At 65.0% G+C, this 17,552-nt stretch carries 16 protein-coding genes; 4 read left to right on the forward strand and 12 right to left on the reverse strand.

The genetic code is table 11. From position 1 onward, the window contains the following. Nucleotide 1 precedes the first annotated feature (1 nt). Genes AD72_RS18895 through AD72_RS18915 form a run of 5 tightly spaced genes read right to left on the reverse strand, consistent with a single transcriptional unit; the run spans nucleotide 2 to nucleotide 3,596 of the window. Complete coding sequence (locus AD72_RS18895; protein WP_020497532.1) at nucleotides 2–811, reverse strand: enoyl-CoA hydratase/isomerase family protein; 810 nt, start codon at nucleotides 809–811, stop codon at nucleotides 2–4. 1 nt (nucleotide 812) lies between these two features. Next, the gene (locus tag AD72_RS18900) at nucleotides 813–1,586 is read right to left on the reverse strand and encodes an enoyl-CoA hydratase/isomerase family protein (RefSeq protein WP_051898772.1); all 774 of its coding nucleotides are present in this window, start codon (nucleotides 1,584–1,586) and stop codon (nucleotides 813–815) included. 5 nt (nucleotides 1,587–1,591) lie between these two features. Continuing rightward, nucleotides 1,592–2,407, reverse strand: coding sequence for an enoyl-CoA hydratase/isomerase family protein (locus AD72_RS18905; RefSeq protein WP_031467860.1), 816 nt, complete (start codon nucleotides 2,405–2,407; stop codon nucleotides 1,592–1,594). A gap of 2 nt (nucleotides 2,408–2,409) precedes the next feature. After that, on the reverse strand, nucleotides 2,410–3,147 hold the full coding sequence (gene fabG / locus AD72_RS18910; RefSeq protein WP_020497535.1) for a 3-oxoacyl-ACP reductase FabG: 738 nt from the start codon (nucleotides 3,145–3,147) through the stop codon (nucleotides 2,410–2,412). Continuing rightward, nucleotides 3,144–3,596, reverse strand: coding sequence for a MaoC family dehydratase (locus tag AD72_RS18915; protein WP_031467861.1), 453 nt, complete (start codon nucleotides 3,594–3,596; stop codon nucleotides 3,144–3,146). The genes fabG and AD72_RS18915 overlap by 4 nt, the downstream gene beginning before the upstream one ends. Before the next feature lie 99 nt (nucleotides 3,597–3,695). Between AD72_RS18915 and AD72_RS18920 the strand changes: the two genes are divergently transcribed. The 4 genes from AD72_RS18920 to AD72_RS18935 are packed head-to-tail and all read left to right on the forward strand — an operon-like array spanning nucleotide 3,696 to nucleotide 7,495. Further along, nucleotides 3,696–4,493: an SDR family NAD(P)-dependent oxidoreductase gene (locus tag AD72_RS18920; RefSeq protein ID WP_031467862.1), complete on the forward strand. Its 798-nt coding sequence runs from the start codon at nucleotides 3,696–3,698 to the stop codon at nucleotides 4,491–4,493. Between the two features lie 40 nt (nucleotides 4,494–4,533). Next, on the forward strand, nucleotides 4,534–5,133 hold the full coding sequence (locus tag AD72_RS18925) for a TetR/AcrR family transcriptional regulator (RefSeq protein WP_082469026.1): 600 nt from the start codon (nucleotides 4,534–4,536) through the stop codon (nucleotides 5,131–5,133). Nucleotides 5,134–5,187: 54 nt separating this feature from the next. Then, on the forward strand, nucleotides 5,188–6,342 hold the full coding sequence (locus AD72_RS18930) for an acetyl-CoA C-acetyltransferase (protein WP_020497539.1): 1,155 nt from the start codon (nucleotides 5,188–5,190) through the stop codon (nucleotides 6,340–6,342). A 4-nt stretch (nucleotides 6,343–6,346) separates the two neighbouring features. Next, nucleotides 6,347–7,495 (forward strand): acyl-CoA dehydrogenase family protein, encoded by a 1,149-nt coding sequence (locus AD72_RS18935; RefSeq protein WP_031467863.1) that lies wholly within the window; start codon nucleotides 6,347–6,349, stop codon nucleotides 7,493–7,495. An 84-nt stretch (nucleotides 7,496–7,579) separates the two neighbouring features. Here AD72_RS18935 and AD72_RS18940 read toward each other — a convergent pair whose 3' ends face one another. From AD72_RS18940 to AD72_RS18980, 7 genes are all read right to left on the reverse strand, one after another. After that, complete coding sequence (locus AD72_RS18940) at nucleotides 7,580–8,242, reverse strand: sensor histidine kinase (protein WP_020497541.1); 663 nt, start codon at nucleotides 8,240–8,242, stop codon at nucleotides 7,580–7,582. 104 nt (nucleotides 8,243–8,346) lie between these two features. After that, a complete protein-coding gene (locus tag AD72_RS18945; RefSeq protein WP_020497542.1) occupies nucleotides 8,347–9,600 on the reverse strand; it encodes a cytochrome P450 in 1,254 nt (417 codons plus the stop codon). Between the two features lie 20 nt (nucleotides 9,601–9,620). Then, nucleotides 9,621–11,162, reverse strand: coding sequence for an acyl-CoA synthetase (locus AD72_RS18950; RefSeq protein WP_020497543.1), 1,542 nt, complete (start codon nucleotides 11,160–11,162; stop codon nucleotides 9,621–9,623). A 142-nt stretch (nucleotides 11,163–11,304) separates the two neighbouring features. Further along, nucleotides 11,305–11,706 (reverse strand): SCP2 sterol-binding domain-containing protein, encoded by a 402-nt coding sequence (locus tag AD72_RS18955; RefSeq protein WP_020497544.1) that lies wholly within the window; start codon nucleotides 11,704–11,706, stop codon nucleotides 11,305–11,307. A gap of 864 nt (nucleotides 11,707–12,570) precedes the next feature. Next, nucleotides 12,571–13,959, reverse strand: coding sequence for a peptidylprolyl isomerase (locus AD72_RS18970; RefSeq protein WP_020497546.1), 1,389 nt, complete (start codon nucleotides 13,957–13,959; stop codon nucleotides 12,571–12,573). After that, the gene (locus tag AD72_RS18975; RefSeq protein ID WP_037346440.1) at nucleotides 13,956–16,235 is read right to left on the reverse strand and encodes an MMPL family transporter; all 2,280 of its coding nucleotides are present in this window, start codon (nucleotides 16,233–16,235) and stop codon (nucleotides 13,956–13,958) included. Before AD72_RS18975 ends, AD72_RS18970 begins: the two co-directional genes overlap by 4 nt. A 24-nt stretch (nucleotides 16,236–16,259) precedes the next feature. Then, nucleotides 16,260–17,549: an MlaD family protein gene (locus tag AD72_RS18980; RefSeq protein ID WP_031467868.1), complete on the reverse strand. Its 1,290-nt coding sequence runs from the start codon at nucleotides 17,547–17,549 to the stop codon at nucleotides 16,260–16,262. Nucleotides 17,550–17,552: the final 3 nt, after the last annotated feature.

Consider the following 17,552-nt stretch of genomic DNA (forward strand, 5'->3'; position numbering starts at 1 on the left):
ATCACGCTCCGGTGAACTCAGGCGGACGGCGCTCGAGCACTGCCGCCAGGCCTTCTCGGGAGTCGGCCGTACCGGACAACGTCGAGACGACTCTGGCCTCCTCCGGAAGTTGTTCTTCAAGCGAAGCCCCGATCCCGCGCCACAGCAGCCGTTTCGTTTCCGCGATCGCCCGGGGCGCCCCTACCGCGATCTGACCGGCGAGGGCGCGGGTCTCGGCCGCCAGCTCCCCATCAGGGACGACCGCGGTCAGCAGGCCGATCTCCTTGGCCTGCGCGGCAGTCAGGGTCGGATTGGTCAACAGGATCTCGGTCGCCTTGCGGAATCCGACCAGCCGCGACAGCGTGACCGAAGCACCCGCGTCCGGCGCCATGCCTACCCGGACCGCACCGGACATGAGCTTCGCCGATTCGGCGGCGATGACCAGATCGGCGGCGCAGACCAACCCGAATCCGCCGCCCCCCGCAGCGAAGCCGTGCACCGAGGCGATGACCGGCGGGCGCAGTTGGGTCAACGCGGATACGGTGATCTGAAGCCAGGCGGTCGCCTCCCGCAGATAGTCCGGCAACTGCTCACCCTTGTCAGCGAACGTCCGGACATCACCGCCCGCGCAGAAGTGCGCCCCTTCACCGGAGAGAACCAGCACCCGCGCCCTCGGCTCCCCGTGCACCCGCAGGATGGCGCTGTGCATCGACCGCAGGAACTCTACGTTCATGCCGTTGGCGGCATCGGGACGGTTCAATCGAAGCCAGGCGATCCCCTGGTCATCGAGATTCAACAGCACTGGGCCGGACCCGATCAGTTGCTCGGCCATATCAGGCTCCCTTCCGCTTGAATGCGGCGATACCGGCGTGCGCCGCCGAACCGCCGACATGCTCCACGACGGCCTCCTGCTCCCCCGCGATACCGTCCGCCAGGGACTGCTCCAGCCCCCGATACACTAGTTTTTTGATCGTGGCGAGTGCGCCGCGATCCTTGTCCGCCATTCGCTTCGTGAACGCTTCGAGATCCTGTTCGAAACGCTCGGGTGCCAGACTTCGGTAGGCCAGTCCCCATTCGGCCGCCTGTGCTCCGGTAAGCCGCTCCCCCGAAAGCAGCAGCCCGAGCGCTCGCTGCCTGCCGAGCAGCCGAGGGAGGCGCTGCGAACTCCCCCCGCCCGGCACCTGACCGAAGTTGACATGGTTGTCCGCAATCCGCGCGTCGTCGCGAACCACAGCGAGATCACAGGCCTGCATGAGCTCGAACCCACCGGCCATGGCATAACCCTCGACAGCCGCGATGACCGGAACGGGCAACTCGGCGATCGCCGCACAGGCACGCCCGAAATGTTCGAACAGGGGGCGCAGGCCTTCCCTACCCTGGTCCCGCAACCGTTCGAGCTCATGGAAGTCGCCTCCGACACAGAAATTGCCCCCGGCACCGCGGATCACGATCACGTTCACCGCCTCGGACATCTCCCGCAGCGCCCGTTCGAGTTGAGACCCGAGTTCCACCGTGACGGCGTTCATGGCCTCGGGCCGGTCGAGTAGGATGTGTCCGACCGCGTCCTCGATCCTGCCCGCGACGACCACGTTGCCTTGTTCCTTCACGGGCCTCACCTATTCCGGTAGTCGGGCGTTCGCCGTTGGGTCCGGGCGGCCATCGACTCGGCCATATCCTCGCTTCTGGAAGCGAGCAGCTGATTGCGGTTCTCGTTGTCGATCGCCGCACGCAGCGAGGATGCATCCTGCCCGGTCCGGAGCGCTTGTTTGGTGAGCCGGACACCGAAGGGGCTGTTGGCTCCGATCTCGCCGGCAAGCTCCAGCGCCGCTGTGTGCAGTAGTTCCGGTTCGCAGATGCTGTTGACCAAGCCCAGCCGCGCGGCCTGTTCTCCACCGAGCTCTCTGCCGGTCAGCATCAGCTCGGCTGCCACGCCGCTTCCTACCACCCTTGGCAGTGTCCACGACAGTCCCAGATCGGCACCCGAGAGTCCGATCCGCACGAATGCCGCCGCGAACCTCGACCGCTGCGTCGCGACACGCAGGTCCGCCGCCAACGCCAGCGACATGCCCGCTCCCACCGCGGGACCATCGACCGCCGCGATCACCGGTACCGCGAGCTCGGCGAGCCGTGCGGTTGTCAACGCCCAGTTCTGCTGAGCGGAAAGCAACTCAGGCAACGGTAGTGCCCACGTGCCTTCGATCTCCTCGAGATCGAAGCCCGAGCAGAACGCCGTTCCCGCACCCGCGAGCACGACCACGCGGACGTCCGGGTCGCCCGAGATCCGGTCGAGCGCACCGCCGAGCCCACTCATCAGCTCGGCGGTCAGCGCATTCGAGCGATGCGGGCGGTTCAGGGTCAGGCGCACGACACCCGGATCCGGCTCGTCGAGCGCCAGCACATCATCCCCGCCCGGCTCGCGTTCACCCATCGTCACATCAATCGCCCCCCGCCGACCTCTAGCACCGCTCCGGTCATGTAGCTCGAGAGGTCAGATGCCAGGAACAGCACCGCGCCCGCCACCTCCTCCGGCAGACCGGCACGGCGCATCGGAATCGCGGCCTCGCGCTCGGCGAAAACCTCCGGTGACATGGCTGCGGTCATCGGCGTGCGGATTAACCCGGGCTGCACGGCGTTGACTCGCACACCCTTGTGTGCCAGTTCCTTCGCCGCCGACTTGGTGAGTCCGACGATGCCCGCTTTGGCGGCACTGTAATTGGTCTGCCCCGGGTTACCGGATTTACCGGAGAGCGAGGAGAGATTGACGATCGATCCGCCGCCCGCGTCCCGCATGATGTTCGAGGCGGCACGAATCCCCAGCCAACTTCCCTTGAGGTGCACGTCGATGACCGCGGCGAAATCTTGGATGGTCATTTTCCGCAGCGAGGAGTCCCGCGTTATCCCGGCATTGTTGACAAGAATGTCCAGCGAGCCGAACGATTCGAGAGCCTCACTCAGCATGGCGTCCACGGAGCCTTCGTCGGTGACATCGCAGCGAAGCGGCAGCGCGGCAGATCCCAGCGCGGCGGCCGCCCCGGCCGCGGCGTCGCCATCCATGTCCGCGACGGCCACCTTCGCTCCATGTTCGTACAACGACTCGGCGATGGCGAACCCGATACCCTGCGCGGCACCGGTGACGACGGCCGCGCGCCCGGCGAGTAGAGCGCTCACTGGATGTACCGCACGATCGACTCGATCACCGCGGCCGGCCGCTCGGATCCTTGCACCTCGAGCGTGGTGGACAGCTTCGCCTGCACGGCACCGTCCAGCGGGTGCACCTCGGCCAGTTTCGAGGACGCACGCAGTTTCGCGCCGACCGGAACCGGCTCCGGAAAGCGCACCTTGTCGAGGCCGTAATTGATCGCCATCGAGACGTTATCGACACGGTAGATCTCGTGCAGGAATGTCGGTAGCAAGCCCAAGGTGAGCAGACCGTGCGCGATCGTCGTGCCGAAGGGACCCTGCGCCGCCCGCTGCGTGTCCACGTGAATCCACTGGTGGTCACCGGTGGCGTCGGCGAAGGTGTTCACCCGCTGCTGGTCGACCACCATCCAGTCGCTGGTGCCCAGTTGCTCACCGGCAGCAGCCGATAGCTCGGCGATGCCGTCGAAGACCCTCATCCACATACTCCATCCAGCGACTCCATATTTTAAATTGAACATAAATTCGATAGCATGACCTTGTCAACCGAAGGCCCTCCTCAGACAAGGAAGTAAGGAATGGATCTCGGCCTGCGCGACGCTCGCGTTCTGATCACCGGCGGCGCATCGAACATCGGACGGGGCATCGTGCACGGTTTCGCGGCCGAGGAGTCCCGCGTCATGATCTGCGATATCGATGGCGAGCAGGCAGCCAAAGTCCGCGCCGAGGCCCTGGATCTCGGCGCGGCCGAAGCCGAAGTGGCCGCCGTCGATCTCACCAAAGAGTCGGCGAGTACCGCGGTGGTCGAACAGCTCATCGAACGGTGGGGTGGGGTCGACGTGCTGGTGAACAACGCGGGCTGGAGCGTCCCTGGTTTTCTCGCCGAGGACACCGACCGCCAGCGCTGGCAGCGGCTGGTCGAGGTCAATCTGTTCGCCGCCATCGAGTGCACCCAGGCCGCAATCGAGCCGATGCGCGAGAGCGGACACGGCTCGATCGTGTTCATCGCCAGCGACGCCGCATTCGGCGAGGTACGGCAGGGAGTGTACGGCGCGACCAAGGCGAGCCTGTTGGCCCTGGCCCGCACGACCGCGAAAGAACACGGCAGGCACGGCATCCGCGCCAACGTCGTCTGCCCGGGCCTGGTGTTGCCGGAGAGCGAGAGCGCCGTGGGAGAGGGCAGCCTCTGGGCCGGGGGCCGTGACTCGGTGTTCAACGAAAAGCAGATCGCGTCTTTGACGAAGGGCATTCCGCTGCGCAGGCTGACAACCGCCGCCGATGTCGCCAATGCCGTGGTATGGACCGCCTCCGATATCGCCGCGCGGCAGATGACCGGACAAGTCTTCTCCATCAGCGGCGGCTACTCCATGCCGTGAACCACGCCACGACACAGTGCCAAGCAACAAGGTAGTCGATATGGAAACCGCGCCGACAACCAGGTCCCGCCTGTTGGCCGCTGCCGCGAAGATTTTGAGTGAGAAAGGATACTCGTCCACCCGGTTGACCGACATCGCCGAACAGGCCGGACTGCGCACTCCGGCCGTCTATTACTACTTCGCGTCCCGCGAGGCGCTCATCGCCGAGGTCATGAAAGTGGGCCAGCTCAGGCTTCGCGAGCATGTCGAATCCGCGCTCGCCGCACTGCCGGAGCGCAAGACGCCGATGGACCGCATCTGCACCGCGGTACAGGCGCACCTGCAGGTCGAGCTACAGCTCTCGGACTTCGCCACCGCCGTGACCCGGAACATCGGCCAGCTTCCCCAGGCGATACAGGAACGGCTCCGCAACGACGGAATAGCCTACATCGCGCTCTGGAGGGGGCTGCTGGAGGACGCGCGGGAAGCGCGGGAGATCCGGCCTGATGTGGACCTCCGGGCGGCACGAATGCTGGTGATGGGTGCGCTGAACTGGATGCCGGAGTGGTGGGATGAACGACAGGGATCAATCACCGAAACCGTTTCCACAGCGCAAAGCATCGTCCGGCACGGATTGTCCACATTACCGGTGCGAGAATAATTGAATATATGTTAAATTCGTTGAGTCCTACCTATCTCCACCGAAGGAGTAGCCATGCCTGAGGCGTACATCGTCGACGCCGTTCGCACACCGGTCGGCCGGCGCAACGGCGGTCTCGCACAAACGCACCCGGCCGATCTCGGCGCTCATGTGATCAGGGTCCTGGCCGAGCGAGGCGATTTCGATCCGGCCGCGGTCGACGACGTCATCTTCGGCTGTCTCGACGCGATCGGTTCCCAAGCGGGGGACATCGCGCGTACCAGCGCGCTTGCCGCCGGCCTGCCGGATACCGTCCCGGGGGTCACGATCGACCGGCAGTGCGGCTCTTCACAACAGGCGGTGCATTTCGCCGCGCAAGCGGTCATGAGCGGCACCGACGACCTGATCATCGCCGGCGGCGTCCAGAAGATGAGTCAGTTTCCTATTTTGAGCTCATTCGTCGCCGGGGAACCGTACGGCGCCACGGACCCCTGGTCAGGATCACAAGGGTGGAAGGACCGGTACGGCGAGCAGGAGATCAGCCAGTTCCACTCGGCGGAGACCATCGCGGAGCAGTTCGGATTCGAGCGCTCCGATATGGAGCAGTTCGCCCTGCGCAGCCATCAACGTGCCGTGCAGGCCCAAGAGCAGGGACGCTTCGACGCGGAGATCACACCGCTCGACGGTATCAAGCAGGACGAGGGACCACGGGCTGACACCACAGCGGAGAAGATGGCAGGGCTGAAGACCTTGGTTCCCGATGGCAGGCTGACAGCCGCGGTGTCCAGTCAGATATCGGATGCTTCGGCGGCACTGCTGATCGCCTCCCCCGAAGCGGTCCGCAGGCACGGTTTGACACCACGGGCGCGCATCCACCACCTTTCGGTACTCGGCGCCGATCCGGTAAACCTGCTGATCGCCCCGCTTCCGGCAACGCGGCGGGCACTGGCCAAGGCAGGACTGAGCGCCGACGACATCGACCTGTTCGAGGTGAACGAGGCGTTCGCCAGCGTGGTCATGGCCTGGCTGCGGGAGATCGGGGCCGACCCGCAACGAACCAACGTCAACGGCGGCGCCATCGCGCTCGGCCACCCGCTCGGTGCCTCGGGTGCCAGGATCATGACCACCCTACTCCACGAACTGGAGCGCACCGGAGGACGGTACGGCCTGCAGACCATGTGCGAAGGCGGTGGGCAGGCAAACGTCACCATCATCGAACGGCTCGGGTGAGCGCGTGCGGAGGCGACTGTATACCGACGATCACGAGGCATACCGGGAGACGGTGCGCGAATTCCTCGCCCGCGAAGTCGTTCCGCACCATCCGAGGTGGGAGGCGGACAGGTGGATAGACCGCTCCGTGTTCTCCGAGGCGGCCAAATACGGCATCTACGGGCTGCAGATCCCACAGGAATACGGTGGAGCGGGAGAGCCCGACTATCGGTACCGCATGGTGGTCACCGAGGAAATCGCCCGCGTCCATGCCCTCTCGTTCGCGCTGACCATATCGTTACAGGACGACCTGGTGCTGCACTATCTGCTCGACCTCTGCACCGATGAGCAGAAGCGGCGCTGGCTTCCCGGATTCGCCACCGGGGAGCTCATCGGCGCGCTGGCCATGACCGAGCCGGGAGCGGGAAGCGATCTGCGGGGCATCCGGACTACGGCACGCAAGGATGGCGCCGACTGGATACTCAACGGCCAGAAAACCTTCATCAGCAGCGGGATCATGGCTGATGCCGTGATCGTGGCGGCCAGAACGGACCCGGAGGCCGGTTCCAAAGGATTCAGCCTGTTCGTCGTCGAACGGGACATGCCGGGGTTCCGGCGCGGCAGGAAACTGGACAAGATCGGCCTGCCCGCTCAAGACACGGCGGAACTGTTCTTCGAGGATGTGCGCTTACCGGCACAGAACCTGCTCGGTACCGAGGGAAGGGGCCTACACCATCTGATGAGCCATCTGCCGAGAGAACGCCTCGGAGTATCGGCGAAGGCGATCGCCACCTGCCGCGCCGTTTTCGAGGAGACCCGGCGATACTGCTTCGACCGGCAGGCTTTCGGTCAGCGGCTGGGAGAATTCCAGCACGTCCGGTTCGAACTCGCCGAGATGACGACCGAGATCGATGTCGCCGAATCCTATGTCGACCGATCCGCGCTCGCGTTCAACGAGGGTGAGCTGACCGCGGTCGACGCAGCCAAGGGGAAATGGTACGTCAGCGAACTGCAAAGCCGGGTGGTCGACCGCTGCCTGCAGTTGCACGGCGGATACGGCTATATGGCGGAGTTCCCGGTTGCCAGGGCGTTTCTGGACACCAGGATCGAAACCATCTACGGCGGTACGACCGCCATCATGAAGGAAATCATCGGCCGTGAGCTGGAGGGCTGACCACCGGACCGGGCTGTCCTGGAGCTGACGCGCGGGGCGGCCCGGTTCGAGTGTCTGAGGAACCCGCGGGCGTGCGAGGATCCTTCACAGGCGTTCAGGTGTCGCCGCGGTCGGCACGGAGACGCTCAGGCCGACCCCACCGAGCCGCCCCGCTGACGAGAGCCACAACCGCCCTCCGAGCCGCTGTGCTTCCGCGGTGAGGCTCGCGAGCCCGATCTTCAGGCCCGCGGACCTGCTGAGTGTCGCGCGGATCGCCGCGGCCTCACCGGTACCGTCATCTTCGACGAGGATCGTCCACCACGCACGGCCCCTGCGCACGGTCACCAGTGCCTCGCTCGCCTCGGCGTGTTTGACGACGTTCGCGATGCCTTCCCGCGCGGTGCGCACGACAAGCTCGGCGCCGTCAGGCCCCGGATCCGGCCCAGCCCCTTCAAGTCTGACGTCGACCGTGAGGTCCCCGCGACTGGCCGTCTGTTCGACACAGGCGCGGATCCGGTCCACGACCGTCATCCTCTGCCGCGGCAAATTGCCTTCGAGCATGCCCGTCAGCAGTCCCCGCAGCTCCAGGGAGCTCTTGTGCAGGTTCGAGGCGATACGACCGAGTTGATCCGCGACACCGGCCGGGACGCCCGCAGCGCATGCCGATTCCTCCACATCCATGCTCGCGGCGAACAGCTCCTGGGCGACACCGTCATGAAGTTCGGCCGCGGCAACACGCAACACCCTGCGCAGCTCTGTACTGCTCATCTCCGTTTGATCATCAGCTGGAATCACGTTCTCCTCCTGGGCGAGAAGCCCGCCTCCCGAGGGTCTGTCCTGCTTCGCAGACTCGGCCGGGGCCGCCGCGATGTTCAGCCGATCGTGCAGGGCATCGACTTGACACCGCGGACAAAGTTGCCGACCAGATAGCTGGGCTCCCCGACTTCGAGATCCGGGACCCGGTGCAGCAGCTGGTCGAAGATCGCCCGAAGCTGTGTCTTCGCCAGCATGTTGCCCATGCAGAAATGCACTCCACCGCCACCGAAACCGACATGCTGATTGGGTTTACGCGTGATATCGAAACGGTAGGGGTCGGTGAAGACGCGCTCGTCGCGATTGCCCGAGGAGTAGAAGAGGACCACCCACTCTCCCGCGGAGATGTGCTGCCCGTGCAGCTCGACGTCCTTGACCACCGTCCTGCGGAAGGTCATCACCGGAGTCACCCAGCGCACGAATTCCTCGATGGCGGTACCGATACGGCCGTCGAAGTCCTCGAGCAGCAGCGCCCGCTGATCGGGGAAATCACTGAACGCCTTGGTCGCGAGGCTGATGGTGTTGCGAGTCGTGTCGTTGCCCGCGACGGAAAGCAGCACAAAGAAGGCGCCGATCTCCTCGTCGGTCAGCCGCTGGCCGTCGACCTCTGCCTGAACGAGGTTGGTCATCAGGTCATCCGCGGGATGTGCCCTGCGGTGCTCGGCGAATTCCAGTCCGATACTGAGCAGCGTCACCAGGGAATCATTGAGCACGGTCCCGGGCTCACGTCCGGCGGCGACCTCCTCGTCGGCCCAGGAGACCATACCGTCGGCGGCATGAGCGGCGCTCTCCCGCTCTTGCATGGGCAGTCCCATCATCTCGTAGATGGTCCACATCGGCAGTTTCTTGGAGACCTGCTGGACGAAATCACAGTCACCGGCATCGAGAAGACCGTCCACGATCCGCGTGGCCTGGTTCTTGATCTGCTCCTCGATCTTCACCACCTGTTTCGGCGTGAAGGCGGCGCTGACCAGCTTGCGCAGCCGGGTATGCCGCGGAGGGTCCATACCGAGAAAGGACTGCGCCGCGTCCAGAATCTCGTCCGGCACCTCTTCTTGCTGCACTCCGTATGCCGAGGAGAAGATATCGTGTTCCTTGCTGACTTTCCGGATGTCCTCGTTGCGTACCACTGCCCAGATACCGTCCTGCTGCGGCGGCATGAGTGAGCCTTCCAGTGGCCGGTGCCAGCTGATGGGGCGCTTTTCGCGCAGTTCGCGAAAAGTGGTCTCCCGTTCCTCCGCGGTCGCCGCCCAGAAGGACAGCGAAGAGACCGGCAAGGAATCGTAGTCGCGCTGTGTTTGTGTGGTGGTCATGTAAATTCCTCTCACCTGGCTCAAGCGGTCGCCGGGGACAGATAACGATCGCGGATCTCACGTTTGAGCAGTTTGCCCGTCGGCGTCCTCGGCAGATCGTCGACGAAATCGACACTCTTCGGTGCCTTGTAGTGGGCGATGCGCTCGCGGACGTAGTCGACCAGCTCGGCACCGAGTCCCGGGGCGGCATCGACGCCTTGCGCCGGCTGGACCACCGCCTTGACCTGCTCGCCCATCTCGGCGTCGGGGATACCGATGACGGCGACGTCGTGCACCTTGGGATGCAGCGTGAGAACGTCTTCGATCTCCTGCGGGTAGATGTTGACCCCACCGGAGATGATCATGAACGCCTTGCGGTCGGTGAGAAACAGATATCCTTCCTCATCCACGAAGCCCATGTCACCGACACAGGTCCAGTTCTCATGCCGGGGATGTTGCGCGGAGCTCGTCTTCGCCGGATCGTTGTGGTATACGAACGGCAGCTCATCCCGTTCGAAGTAGACCAGCCCCACCTCACCGGAGGACAACTCATCCCCGTCGTCGTCGCAGATGTGGATGGTCCCCAGGGCGGCGCGGCCGACCGAACCCGGTTTGCGCAGCCACTGTTGGGTGTCGATGAACGTGATGCCGTTCGCTTCGGTCGAGGCGTAGTACTCGTGCACGATCGGGCCCCACCACTCGACCATCCGGCGCTTCACCTCCACCGGGCACGGTGCCGCGGCGTGGACCGCGACCCTGAGCGAGGAGAGGTCGTGAGCGGACCTGGTTTCCTCCGGCAGCTGCAACATGCGCACGAACATGGTCGGCACCATCTGGGTCACCGTCACCCGGTACTGTTCGATCGCGGCCAGCGCCTGCTGCGCATCGAATTTCTCCATCACCACGACGGTGGCTCCGAGGGAGTGGAAGACACCGCACCAACGCAGCGGGGCTGTGTGATAGAGCGGCGCCGGCGAGAGATAGACGTCCTCGTCGCTGGCTCCGTAGAACTTCTGGACCAGCGGCAGCAGTACGTCCCCGGCCTCGTCTACCCGCCGTTCCGGCAGCGGCTGTTTCACGCCTTTGGGACGGCCCGTCGTACCGGAGGAGTACAGCATCTCGGCGCCTCGCGGCTGATCGTCGAGTACCGGCTGCGCCGATTCCAGCGCCTGCTCATAGGATTCGTAGCCCGGTATCGCACCGCCGAAGGCGAAACGGCGCTCGACCCGAGGAGTGGAAGGTACGATCTGCTCTCCCACGGTCTGCATCGTCGCGGACACCACCAGGACACGCGCTCCGCTGTCAGCGACGATATAAGCCACCTCGTCCGCGGACAAGTGTCGGTTGATCGCGGTGATGTGCAGGCCCGATCGTATCGCCGCCCAGTACACCTCGAAACATTCGAGCGTGTTCTCGGACAGCAGTGCGAGCACATCACCCCGGTTCAGACCTGAATCGCGCAGCGCGGCGGCGAATTTCGCCGAACGCTCATCCAACTGACGGTAGGTCAGTGTCCGCTTCGACCCCGCCATGACGACGGCGGGCTTGTCGGGGGTTTGCTGCGCGTGAGTACCCGGGTACATGGGAATCCGCCTCTCGAAATCGTCCGTCCATCAATCCGCCGCATAGCCGGTCCGCGACGGCCGCCGTCCGGTGTTGCGATGCTTGCCGTCGCGAATCACATCGCGGTGGCGCCGGACCAGCGCCCCAAGCCATCCAGGACCCTCAGACCAGCAGATCCTCACGACCGTCATTGCGCAGGTTTTCGATGTATACGGGATAGAGCTTCTTGGCCATCGGAGCAAGCTTCAACAGGTCCGCGACGTTGCCGTCGACGGTGATCCGTCCCCTCGCCATGGCAAATGGCAGATTGACCTTGCCCTGCCAGTAGGCGTTGGCGGTCTCGCCTTTCATCGACATCGTCGCGCCCGGACTGGAGCTCTCGGCGTCCTGGTGGACGCGCTGCCCCACCATGTCGACGATCAGGACGGAATCCGGCTCCGTGAATGCGAACTTGAGTACGAGTCCCGTATCGGCCAATTTCGGGCCGATCTCCTCGTCTTTGAACGCTGTTTCGAAGATGCCGCCGATGTAACGACGCACCTCTTCATCATCGCTGAACGACACAATGCCCTCCACGTCTCTGTGGCATCAGTGGATCGTCTCGGACCGATCCGGATCGCTGCGATGTTAGCTGATTTTTAATTCCTATTCAATCCAGTGCGGTATCGCCTGCGGAGAGGCGGGCGGCACCCTGGCGGCCAGTGCCGATCCCGCCCCCTCCTGCCGCACGTCGGAATGGCTCCCGAGCAACTTCTTTCGCCTTGTTCGCCATGCCGGTCGAGCACCGGCCCGTACACGCTGGAAAACCCACGACCCCAAGCGGATCAGCCGGTCTCATTCAGCCGCCCGGTCAGCCACGGTTCTTCGCACAGCCGGCCCCAGCGGCCTCGTGCCTCGCGGAGAAAAGCCAAGCCGCCTGAGCGGCGGCCCTGCTCCGAGGTCTCGCCCAACCGCCCTCTCCGGACAGCAGCCACCGTGCGATTCTGGGCAGCCGAAGCCGAAACGCCCCGCGATGCCCGGTGATCGCATCGGTCATCGGGTGGACACGGACAAAACTCGCGCCGACCAGATCCTCGGCGAGGCTCTGATCACGACCAGAAAATCCCTGCCTGCAGACCGACGCTGCGCCGTCGATCCGTCCGACGGGCTGATCGAGCCGGACAATGTCGCGGGGCTCGGAAAGCGACATACTCACCTTCCGATGCCCATCGCGTCCAGGATGACCGTCTGCGCGGCGAACGCCGCGAACACGACCGCCATCACATAGCAGCTCATCGCGCCACGTCTGGCTACCCGCACACGCTTCCCACGCTCGGGCGCGTGCTCGGCTCCCGGCCAGACGAGGCCGGCCACCCGTCTACGGCCCCATCGCCCGACCAGGAACAAAGCCATAGCAAAGGCGAGAAACAGCGCCGCCGTTCCCATTGCTCATCGCCCTCCGGGCTGTTCGCCACCGATCGGGGAACCCCCACTGGCCGCATCCCCGGGAGGAGCCGTCGGATCGACCGGCCGGTACTCGTCGGCGTAACGGACGTCCGCGTCATCGAGTTTCCCGGTGAGCCAGGATCGCCATTTGCCCAGCGCACGCTGCATCTGCAAATCCTGCTTCAATTGGTCCTTGACCTTGTCGAACTGCGCCGGTTGCGGCGGTGTGATCCCGGTTACCTCGCCGACGTTCCAGCCGTACTTGCTCTGCACAGGCCCGAACACCGTACCCTGACCGGCCGCGAAGGCCGCGCCGCCGAACTTCGCGTCGAGCTGGTCCTTTGTCACTGCCCCGAGCGCACCGCCCTGCTCGCGGGTGCTGGCGTCTCGGCTCACCTGACGAGCGACAGCGTCGAACGGCTTACCCGAACGGATCTGCGAGATGGCGCTATCGGCGCTTGCCTTGTCCTGCACCACAATATTACTGATTTGGCGCTTTTCCGGGGTCGCCAGCTGCGCGCGGCGTTTGGTGAACGCGGAGCGCACATCCTGGTCGTTCACCGCGGGTACATCAGCGGTCACCTTGTCGAACAGGCGTGACAACGCCAGCCTTCGCTTCAGCTCCTGAACGACCGCTTGTTCGTTGGTTCCCTGGTTCCCGAGTGCCGATACGAACTTGCTGTAGGCATCGGGGCCGTCACCGAGCTTCTGTGCGACGAACTTCGACAGCGTGTCCCTGGCCGTCTTATCGGCCACCTGCAATCCGTTGTCTTTCGCCGCCTTATCGAGGACGAGACTCACGACGTAGGATTTCGCGGCGTCTTTGCGAAACTGCGCCAGCCGCTTCTGGTCAGCCGGCACTTGGACGCCGTACAACGCGTGCATCGTGTCGACCTGCTTATCAAGCTGGTCCACGGTGATGTCATTGTCACCGTATTCGAAGGCCACGCCCCGCGGGAGCCAGGTCGGCAGGAACGAGAGAACTCCTTCTCCGGACTCCATCCCGAGCAGCGATTTGCCCGAACGCAGCCAGAAGAAGCTGCCGCCGAACACGAGAATCACCACCAGCACGACCACTACGGCCACCCTTGTCGAGCGTCGGCTCGACTGCACGAGGCTGGAAAGCTTTCTACGGATTCCGATCGGCCGACCGGTGGGCTCCGGAGTGCGCTGCTGCGGTTCGGATTCGCCGTCAAGCGCCGCCCGCAGGCGCGCTCTGGCCGATTCCGCTTTGGACACAGGCTCGTCGATCTGTTCGGTGTACTGCGGTTCCAGCTCCGTAGGCTCGCCCAGCGCCTCGAGCAGTCGTTCGCGCGCACGCCGCGCCTTCGGCCCGTAATCTTGTTCCCCGGTCTCGCTACGGCGGGGTGCCACATCGGTCTCGAGTTTCATGACTGCGCTCCAACCACGGCTAGTCGTCCTGTTTCGTTGCCTGCCTTTCCGCCTGGGATTCGTGGGTTAGGTCTGACCCGGGTGGCCGCCACGACGCAACTCGCCGAGATCAGGGCCAGCACGACCGAGCCCGCGAGCAGGGCTCCGAACTGCGCGATCGCCGCAAGCCCGGAGACGAGCAGCACGGCGTAGCCGACAGCCGAGCTGGTCGCCGCGAGTAGCACCGAGCGGTACAGCCCTGCGCTTCGGGATCGTCTCGCCTCGGCGAGCAGCACGGTGAACTCACACCCCACCGTCGCGGTCAGCGACCCGAGGCAGACAGTGATCGGACTCAGAGGGATACCGAACAACCACAACAGAAACAGCCCGCTTCCAGTGGCTAACGCCGCCGCGAGAACGGCACGGCCGGCGTCGGCCCGTCGGCGCAGCCCAATCGAGAGCACTGCGCCCGCGGCGAGGATTCCGGCTATATTGCCGAATACGCGCTCCTTCGAGAGCAGTTGATTGCCGTGCACCGCGACCATCGGGAGCCCGCTGAGCTGAACGTGGTATCCCTTCGGCGGGGGCGGCAAGGATGCGCGCAGATCATCCCGAAGCCCCTGCAACGTACCGAGGTCATCAAGCTTGACCCCGAAACTGAGCAACGCGACCTTGTTGTCACTGCGGAAGATCGATCCGGTCAGATAGGACGGCAGCAGCCGGACACCTGCCTGGATCTGCTCCGCCGAGGGATTCGCCCCGAGAAACGGGAGCAAGGTGGGTGGGGACACGACGGTGTGGAGCTGGTCACCGTGTTTCGCGATGGCGACGTCCTGGGCGCGCTGCGCCCACCCGACCGCCTCCGGGGACAATACGTCCGGTCCGCGCAACACGACATCGAGCTCACCCGATGAACCGATCGTCGACTCTACCGAACGCGCCTGATTCATCTCGGGCAGACCGGCGGCGAGCTTGTCCACGCTGGCTTCGACACCAAGTCCGGGCAGCAGCGCCCAACCGGCCACCGCGGCTACTCCGAGAAGCGCCAACGGTCCCCATCTGGCGAGGTAACCGCGCTGCCGCTCGATCCGCCACTCGGCAACCGGCGCCGATTCGACGGGCAGCAGCCGGTAAAGAACCATCCCGCTGAGCGCGGCCAGCAGCACGCCGATCGCCATCGAGAGACCAAGATCCTGCACGAACGGCAAGGGCGTGAACAGCAGCGTGGCGAAACTTGCCGAGGTACCGGCCACAACGGCCAAGACCAGCCGTTTGCCGGCCCGCTGCGCGAAATAGGTCGGATAATAGCTGCCGATACCAAGCAGGGCGGGTAAGAACGCGGCTACTCCGAGCGAGACCGGTTTATCGAGCCAGCCGAACACGGCCAGTGTCAGGCCGACGGCTATCACGGTGCTGCACACCGGGAGCAACCTGCGTCGCCACCGCGTCCAGGGGATCAGCAGAAAACACGCCCCTACCGCGATGATCGCGGCGGTGCCCAGCAGGGGGATCTCGGAGCGGACCTTGTCTCCGAGTGCGGAGATCAGCGCCGGAACACCGGACACGTGGACGTCCGCCGCGTCGAGCTTCGCATCCGCGACGGCCTGGCGGACCTGTGCGACAAGCCGGTGCGCGGCCGCCTCATCAAGCCCTTGACGCGGCCGGACGAGCACGGCGACCGAGTCCCTGTTCGGGATGATGAACCGCCACTGAGGTTTCGGGCTGCCCCCGGCGCCGTAGACGGCTGCCTTGACGAAATTCGCGTTGTGCAAGGTCGGCAAGCCGGAGGGCAACGCCTGCACGAGCAACTTGCCGTATCTGGCGTCGAACTGCGCGGCTGCGGCCTCGCCCGCCTCCTTCGCACCTGCCTCGCCGAGGCCGCGTTGCTTGGCCGCGCTTATCGCCTGGTCGCGGATGCCGTCCCGGCGTCCGGTCAGCTCCGCGAGCAAGTCCTGGGTCTGGCCGGCGATCTGGTTCAACGTCGTGCCCGGCCCGTATACGACAGCGGAGTCGGGCAGCTTCGAGAGCTTGCCCTCTAGCCGCACGAGGGGCATCAGGTGCTGCCCGTCGAGTTGCTGATCAGGCTTGCGCCCGTGGACCAGCACGACGATCGGGTCGGCGCCGAACGAGCGGGCGAGTTCGTCGGTCTGGCGCAGCACGCTGTCGTTGTTGGGCAGGAACGAGTCCAGGTCGGTACGAACCTGCAGCTGCGCCAGCCCCCCGGCGAGGAATCCCGCCAGCACCAGCCCGCCCAGCAGCGAAAGCCATACGCGCCGCGGGGCAAGTCTGGCCCGCATCCGAGACAGCCTTTGGCCGAACATCTACTTTCCCTCTTGTTTGATGTGCGGGTATTTCCCGGTGAACGGCGCCGGATCCACAGCCGAACCGGGCCCCGGATAGGGATTGTTCCGGTTGAACAGCGGAAGCTGCGTCGTCAACGGCAGTCCGGGGGCACTCTTCTCATTCGCGATCAGCCCCACCTTCAGCACCCCGCTGTCGGTGTTGAGCGACTGGCCGAAATTCGTGAAGAAGGCGGTCAGGTCATGCGCGTACGGGCGCAGGTAGGAAAGCATCGGATTCACATCGCGCAGGGCCACGTCCACATGCGGGATCGCTGCGGACACGTCCTTCGAGACGGCTGGCACCCTGTCCAGCGTTCCCGGTGCCCTGTCGAGGGTCCGGTCCAGGGAGGGCAGGAGTCCGCGCAGATCGGAGGCTGTCGCCGGGAGTTGCCGCAGTGCCGCACTGACTTGCGGTGCCGATCGCTTCAGATTCGTGGCAACCGGAGCAAGCGAATCGGAAAGCGAACCGAGCCCCGAGGTCGCACGGCGCGCGCTGTCGAGCACCCCTGGCAGCTTGCGCAGCGTCGTCCGGATATCACCCTGCCCGTTGGCCGTCACCTTGCTGATCTGGTCGGCGTCCGAGACGAGCTTCGCGATCTGTCCCTGCTTGTTGTCCAGCGCGGCGACCAGCGTAGCGGCGTCCCCGGTCAGCTTGCGCAGGTCGCCGGACTGGCCTGCCAGCGCATCTAGCGCGCCCCGGCCCTCCCGCGACATATCGCCGACACCGGCCATCGCCGCGGAGAGGCTGTCCTGGCTGTTCGACGTGGCCTTTCCAAGAGACCGGACCGAGCTGGCCAATGCCTGCCGTGTCGGGCGGTCGAGACTATTGAGCACATCGTTGAGTTCGACAGCCGGTTGTCCAGACCCGTCGGGAAGCAAAGTTCCGTTGCGCAGTGGTGCACCGGCACCGTCGTGTACCTCGACGAAGCTTTCTTCCAACAGAGTCTTGTACCGCACGCGGACGGTCGCCCCCTTGTGCAGCGGGCGCGGACCGGCATCGAGCTGCATGGTCACTCGCGCCTGCCCGCCGTCCGGCTCGATGGACACGACCTTGCCGATCCCTACCCCGGCCGCCATGACCTCCGAATTCTCCACCAGGTTGGAGACGTGCGGGATGTCCACCGAGATGCGGTAACCCTCACTGGTCACCAGTGGTATCCGGCCACCAGAACCAACCCACAGATAACCGAAGAACGCCAGGCATGCCGCCGCGAAAGCGAGAACCATCCCGAGCCGGATGTGGACCATCGTGGAATGTTTGATCTTCATGCG

Origin of the sequence: Sciscionella sediminilitoris, assembly GCF_000737195.2 — a bacterium.
Lineage (GTDB): Bacteria > Actinomycetota > Actinomycetes > Mycobacteriales > Pseudonocardiaceae > Sciscionella > Sciscionella sediminilitoris.